Origin of the sequence: Flavobacterium aestuarii (assembly GCF_040049115.1) — a bacterium.
GTDB classification, from domain to species: Bacteria; Bacteroidota; Bacteroidia; order Flavobacteriales; family Flavobacteriaceae; genus Flavobacterium; species Flavobacterium aestuarii.
Map to the genome: position 1 here is coordinate 1 of NZ_JBDLZZ010000037.1, position 5,565 is coordinate 5,565.

7 protein-coding genes are annotated in these 5,565 nt (G+C 33.2%); 6 read left to right on the plus strand and 1 reads right to left on the minus strand.

Going from position 1 to position 5,565, the window contains the following annotated elements:
- The first annotated feature begins 281 nt into the window (after window positions 1–281).
- The 6 genes from ABEG11_RS18870 to ABEG11_RS18895 all read left to right on the plus strand — a co-directional run bounded on the left by ABEG11_RS18870 (window position 282) and on the right by ABEG11_RS18895 (window position 5,320).
- A complete protein-coding gene (locus ABEG11_RS18870; protein ID WP_348825737.1) occupies window positions 282–1,334 on the plus strand; it encodes an adenine-specific methyltransferase EcoRI family protein in 1,053 nt (350 codons plus the stop codon).
- The gene (locus tag ABEG11_RS18875; protein ID WP_348825738.1) at window positions 1,331–2,413 is read left to right on the plus strand and encodes an HNH endonuclease family protein; all 1,083 of its coding nucleotides are present in this window, start codon (window positions 1,331–1,333) and stop codon (window positions 2,411–2,413) included. Before ABEG11_RS18870 ends, ABEG11_RS18875 begins: the two co-directional genes overlap by 4 nt.
- 195 nt (window positions 2,414–2,608) lie before the next feature.
- Window positions 2,609–2,938, plus strand: coding sequence for a hypothetical protein (locus ABEG11_RS18880; protein WP_348825739.1), 330 nt, complete (start codon window positions 2,609–2,611; stop codon window positions 2,936–2,938).
- A gap of 154 nt (window positions 2,939–3,092) precedes the next feature.
- Window positions 3,093–3,971 (plus strand): PDDEXK family nuclease, encoded by an 879-nt coding sequence (locus ABEG11_RS18885; RefSeq protein ID WP_348825740.1) that lies wholly within the window; start codon window positions 3,093–3,095, stop codon window positions 3,969–3,971.
- A 190-nt stretch (window positions 3,972–4,161) separates the two neighbouring features.
- Window positions 4,162–4,680 (plus strand): hypothetical protein, encoded by a 519-nt coding sequence (locus ABEG11_RS18890; RefSeq protein WP_348825741.1) that lies wholly within the window; start codon window positions 4,162–4,164, stop codon window positions 4,678–4,680.
- A 214-nt stretch (window positions 4,681–4,894) separates the two neighbouring features.
- Complete coding sequence (locus tag ABEG11_RS18895) at window positions 4,895–5,320, plus strand: SMI1/KNR4 family protein (protein WP_348825742.1); 426 nt, start codon at window positions 4,895–4,897, stop codon at window positions 5,318–5,320.
- Between the two features lie 25 nt (window positions 5,321–5,345).
- Here ABEG11_RS18895 and ABEG11_RS18900 read toward each other — a convergent pair.
- The coding region (locus tag ABEG11_RS18900) for a hypothetical protein (protein WP_348825743.1) at window positions 5,346–5,565 on the minus strand (220 nt) is incomplete at its 5' end.

A 5,565-nucleotide genomic window follows, 5' to 3' on the forward strand; every position in this document is an offset into this window, starting at 1 on the left:
AAAAAATGACCAAAATAGAAAAATAGAATATAATAACAAGAAAGCAAGATTATAAAAAACATCTGCCAACAGCTACTACAACGGATTTGGGCAATAGGCTTAATGGAAAAATGGTTTTGTATTTGGATGATTTGGCAAATCCGAGGAATGGGCTTAATTTAGTCCCAAACCCGCTGTAGTAGCGGGACGTTGGTGGCAATGCTATCTGACGTTCGGGCTAAAAACAAACATTCCGACATAAGACGACTGATAAGCATTTGCTACCGTAAATCGGAAAGCAAATGGCGAAAACAACACAAAACAAAAATTTACACCAAGCAAAAAATAACAAAAAAGACGAGTTTTACACACAACTTTCGGACATCGAACGAGAGTTGAGATATTACAAAAAACACTTCAAAGACAAGGTTGTTTATTGCAACTGTGATGACCCAAGAGTTAGCAATTTTTTTCATTACTTTTCTTATAACTTCGAAAAACTCGGACTGAAAAAACTAATAGCAACTTGCTACAAAAATCAAGAGCGTGACTTGTTCAGTAAAAATAATTCTGAAAGTGCAATTTATCTTGAATACACAGGCGATAAAAACGGAAACTTCGTTCCTGACCCCGAAGAAATCGGAATAAAACATTTAAAAGGCGATGGCGATTTTCGCAGTAAAGAAAGTATCGACTTGCTAACGCAAGCCGATATTGTCGTTACTAATCCGCCTTTTTCTTTATTCCGTGAATATGTTGCCCAACTCATCGAACACGATAAAAAATTTGTCATTGTCGGACACCAAAACGCAATCACTTACAAAGAAATTTTTAAGCTCATCAAAGAAAATAAACTTTGGTTGGGTTATGGATTTAAAGGCGGTGCAGGTCATTTCATCAATGAACATTATGAAGATTACGCAACGGCAACCGACCGAAAAGAAGGAATGATAAGAGTTTCGGGCGTTCATTGGTTTACAAATCTTGAAATCAACAAAAGACACGAGGATTTAATTTTATACAAATCTTATAACGAAGAAGAATATCCAACTTACGAAAATTTTAATGCAATAAACGTAAATAAAACAAAGGATATACCTATGGATTATAGCGGTTTTATAGGTGTTCCGATTACATTTTTAGACAAATACAACCCAGAACAATTTGAAATTATAGGATTAGGAATTTCTAATTCAGGAATTGAAATTGGCGTTCAACCCTACAAAGAAGAACACAAAAAATACAGAAAAGAAATTCAAAAGCGTGGTGCTGTTGATGGCGATTTGTATATGATGACAAAGGGAATTGTTGATGTTCCTTACGCAAGAGTAATAATAAAGAATAAAAAAATATGAACATAGAACTCAAAGAAATTTCTGTTCGTGAACTCACGAACGGCTATGAAGATAACGAAGAAAACGGAGTTGTTGGATATGGTGGAAAATTAGACATTCGACCACCCTATCAACGTGAATTTATCTACAAAGACAAGCAACGTGAAGCCGTTATAGATACAATTACAAAAGATTTTCCGTTAAACGTGATGTATTGGGCTGTTCGTGAAAATGGAGATTACGAAGTAATTGACGGACAACAAAGAACAATTTCAATTTCTCAATTTATAGAGGGAGATTTCGCATACCACAATCGCTATTTTCACAACTTACAAAAAGACGAACAAGAACAAATTTTGAATTATAAACTTATGGTTTATCTCTGTTCGGGAACGGACAGCGAAAAATTAGAGTGGTTTAAAACTATCAACATTGCAGGAGAAAAATTGACCGACCAAGAACTCCGAAATGCAGTTTATTCAGGTAGTTGGGTAACAGACGTAAAACGTTATTTTTCAAAAAATGGTTGTCCAGCCTATGAAATTGGAGGCGATTATCTTAATGGTTCGGCAATCCGACAAGACTATTTAGAAACCACAATCAAATGGATTTCTAAAGACAACATCGAAAAATATATGGCTGAAAAACAACATCAGCCAAATGCCAACGAAATTTGGTTATATTTTCAGTCAGTTATGAGTTGGATAAAAGCAACTTTCCCGAAATATCGCAGAGAAATGAAAGGCATTGATTGGGGATTTTTGCACAACGAATTTCATAAACAAAGTTTTGACCACAAAAAACTCGAAGAAGAAATTAGCCAACTAATGCAAGACGAAGATGTCGGAAACAAAAAAGGAATTTATACTTACGTTTTGACACGAAAAGAAAGATTTTTGAATATTCGAGCATTTAGCGACAATCAAAAACGTGAAGCATACGAAAGACAAAAAGGAATTTGCCCAGTTTGCACCGAGCATTACGAAATTAACGAAATGGAAGGCGACCACATTACACCTTGGCATTTAGGAGGAAAAACATCAGCTGACAACTGCCAAATGTTATGCAAAGATGATAACAGAAGAAAAAGCGGAAAATAGAAACGCATAAAAGCACTGCCACCAACAGCCGTTACACGAGATTTGGGCATTTGGCTTAATTTAAAAATAGTCTTGTATTTGGTAAATTTGTGTATAATAGAAAAAAAACGCATCTTTAATCCCAAACCTCGTGTAGCGACGGGACGTTATGCGATATCGTACAAAAGCAGAATCATAAACAGAAAAATAGTCCAAATGCAAAATGTTGAATTTAAAAATGCGGAAACAATTTCATGGATTTTGCTAGCAATCTCTATTGCATCGCAAAGTTCGCCAACTACATTTGAAGGAATCATGCAAATAGCAGACGGAATAAATCATTCTGTTCCGACGCAAAAAGAAATGCAAACTTCCATTTCGTGGTTAATAGCAAACGACCTAATCTTAAAAGAAGGCAAAAAATATTCACTTTCTGAAAATGGAAAGATTTTAAACAACAATGCAGAAAAACAGAATAGAGTGCTTATGAAAATGTGGAAGCATTTGGAATCGGAACTCAAACAGAAATATAACGACATCGCATAACCGCTACTACAACGGATTTGGGCAATTGGCTTAATTTAAAAATGGTCTTGTATTTGGGATGATTTGGCAAATCCGAAAAATGGGATTAATTTAACCCCAAACCCGCTGTAGTAGCAACACGTTATGCGACATTACACCAGACCAGACTAAAAATATGGAATTATATAGACAAATTACAGCAAATAATGTTGAATTAAAAGAATACCCATTTTGGAAAGAATTAGCAATGGAAGCTTATCTTTTAGAAAATGAAGAAATACTAAAACTAGATAAAGAAAATTTTAGTGAAGTAACAATTCTTGACGCAGAAATTGCTTTAAAAAAAGGAAGAAAAACGGGAGACGGAAGAATTGATATTCTTGCAAAATATTCAGGTGAATATATTGGGATTGTCGAAATTAAAGTAAAAGAAATAAATGATGACAGCTTAGCTCAACTTCAAGATTATCTAAATCAAAAGGAACAAGTAATAATAGAAAACCCTGAATATTGGAGAGAAGATTATGCTCCAAAATGGATTGGTGTTTTAATTGGAACAGATATTTCAAATTCTCTTCGAGATAAGCTAAGTCAAGGATATGAATATCTTGGAATTCCAATTGCAGGAATGACATTAAAACGTTTCAAAAGCTCAAACAATGAAATTTTTGTTATTTCTGATACTTTCTTTAAATTCAAATATTTAAGTAAAGATTATTCAAAGTTTATTTTTAATCAAAAAGAATATAATAAAGGACGCCTTGTAAATGCGGTTATTAAACATTATCTCGAAAATAATCCCAATACGACATTTGTAGAATTAAAGAGTAAATTTCCTGATTTTATTCAAGGAAGTTTTGGGGTTTTTGATACAATAGAAAATGCATATTCAATTTATCAGCGAAGCGGTCACAAAAGACATTATATCAAACCGGAGGAAGAAATTAAACTTTTAGATGAAACTATAGCTACTTCTACAGAATGGAATCCTTGGAATATAAAAGAATTTTTAAATCAAGCGAATAAATTGGGCTTGCAAATAGAAATCAAGTAACGTCGCATAACCGCCACTACAACGGATTTGGGCATTGGGCTTAATGGAAAGATGGCTTTGTATTTGGGATGATTTGGCAAATCCGAAGAATAGGCTTAATTTAGTCCCAAACCCGCTGTAGTGCCAAGACGTTATGCGTCACCAAATAGCAACCGTATAAAAAAGAACCTTAAAAACAAAAAATACACTAATGACAATTACTAAAAAAGACTTACAAATAATTATTCCTTTCATTCTATTTGTAGGTATTGGAATATATTCAGCTTTTTCCGTTGAATTTATTTTACGTGACAAACCTATTGAGACAACTTTAAAATGGTTTGCAATACCTTCTTTAGTTTTGGCAATTTATTATGCGTATAGAGCTACATTTGGTTATAAACAAGATATTAAAACTTGGCGAAAAGCAATAGGAATGTTAGTTTATACTATAATTTGTAGTGCTATGTTTATCGTAGCTTTTCAAGGTTTCCTTATAATATACAATTGTAATATTGGACAACAAAATGATTATTTATTAAAAGGAACAATTACAAAAATAGTAACAACAGAAAGTAAAAGTGGACGAATTTCATATTCCATTTTGGTCCATAGGGAACTTGAAAATGACAATGTAAATATTGACATTCCAGAAAACAATTACACTGAGGGACAATTATTCTCCAAACAAATGAAAATTGGCTCACTTGGATTTATTTACAGCAATTAATAAAAGCATTGAATAGTAACGAAGAAAAGTTGGCGAACGCATAACACTTGCTACAATAGATTTGGGCAATTGGCTTAATTTAAAAATGGTCTTGTATTTGAGAAATTTTGGCAAATCCGAAAATAAGGCTTAATTTAATCCCAAACCTCTTGTAGCAAGGGAACGTTAGCGGTAACCGTAAAAGTGCAGAACAGAAGTTTATCTTTAAAAATCTATGTTAGATATCGAAAATATATTTGCTAAATATGGTTTTCAGAAAAGAACTGAAAAACCGAAAACAACTATTAAAGAAGTTGAAGATAAAATAAATTTTTCACTTCCCGCAGATTACAGATTTTACGCCGAGAATTATATAGAAAACGAGAGTTTTGTCGGCAATGAATTTGTTAGACTTTGGGATTTTAATGAAATTTTGACGATAAATAGTGAATATCAAATTATAGAAAACTTAAAAAACACAATTGCAATTGGCGGAAATGGGAGTTCTGAATTTATTGCAATCGAGAATGTCAAAAATGGAGAATGTCGAATAGTACTGTCACCTTTTATCGATTTAGACAAAACTTATCATATTGAAATTGGAAATTCATTTACTGATTTTTTTGAACGTTTAGAAAAAGGCAAAAATTGGTTTGAGTAACTTAAAAATACTTTAATGAAGAAAATCAGAATCCAAAACGGCTACCGCTAACAGCTACTACAACGGATTTGGGCAATTGGTTTAATGGAAAGATGGTTTTGTATTTGAATGATTTGGCAAATCCGAAGAATGGGCTTAATTTAGTCCCAAACCCGCTGTAGTAGCAACACGTCAGGCTGTGAAAAAACCTCTTTTTTCGATAGTTGCAAGGCAAAAAACCTGTCCTCAAACCGCAATACAACCCT

Coding starts and splice junctions, on each gene's coding strand:
- ABEG11_RS18880 (WP_348825739.1), top strand. CDS start 2,609: ATGCAAAATGTTGAATTTAAAAATGCGGAAACAATTTCATGGATTTTG.
- ABEG11_RS18890 (WP_348825741.1), top strand. CDS start 4,162: ATGACAATTACTAAAAAAGACTTACAAATAATTATTCCTTTCATTCTA.
- ABEG11_RS18895 (WP_348825742.1), top strand. CDS start 4,895: ATGTTAGATATCGAAAATATATTTGCTAAATATGGTTTTCAGAAAAGA.
- ABEG11_RS18875 (WP_348825738.1), top strand. CDS start 1,331: ATGAACATAGAACTCAAAGAAATTTCTGTTCGTGAACTCACGAACGGC.
- ABEG11_RS18885 (WP_348825740.1), top strand. CDS start 3,093: ATGGAATTATATAGACAAATTACAGCAAATAATGTTGAATTAAAAGAA.
- ABEG11_RS18870 (WP_348825737.1), top strand. CDS start 282: ATGGCGAAAACAACACAAAACAAAAATTTACACCAAGCAAAAAATAAC.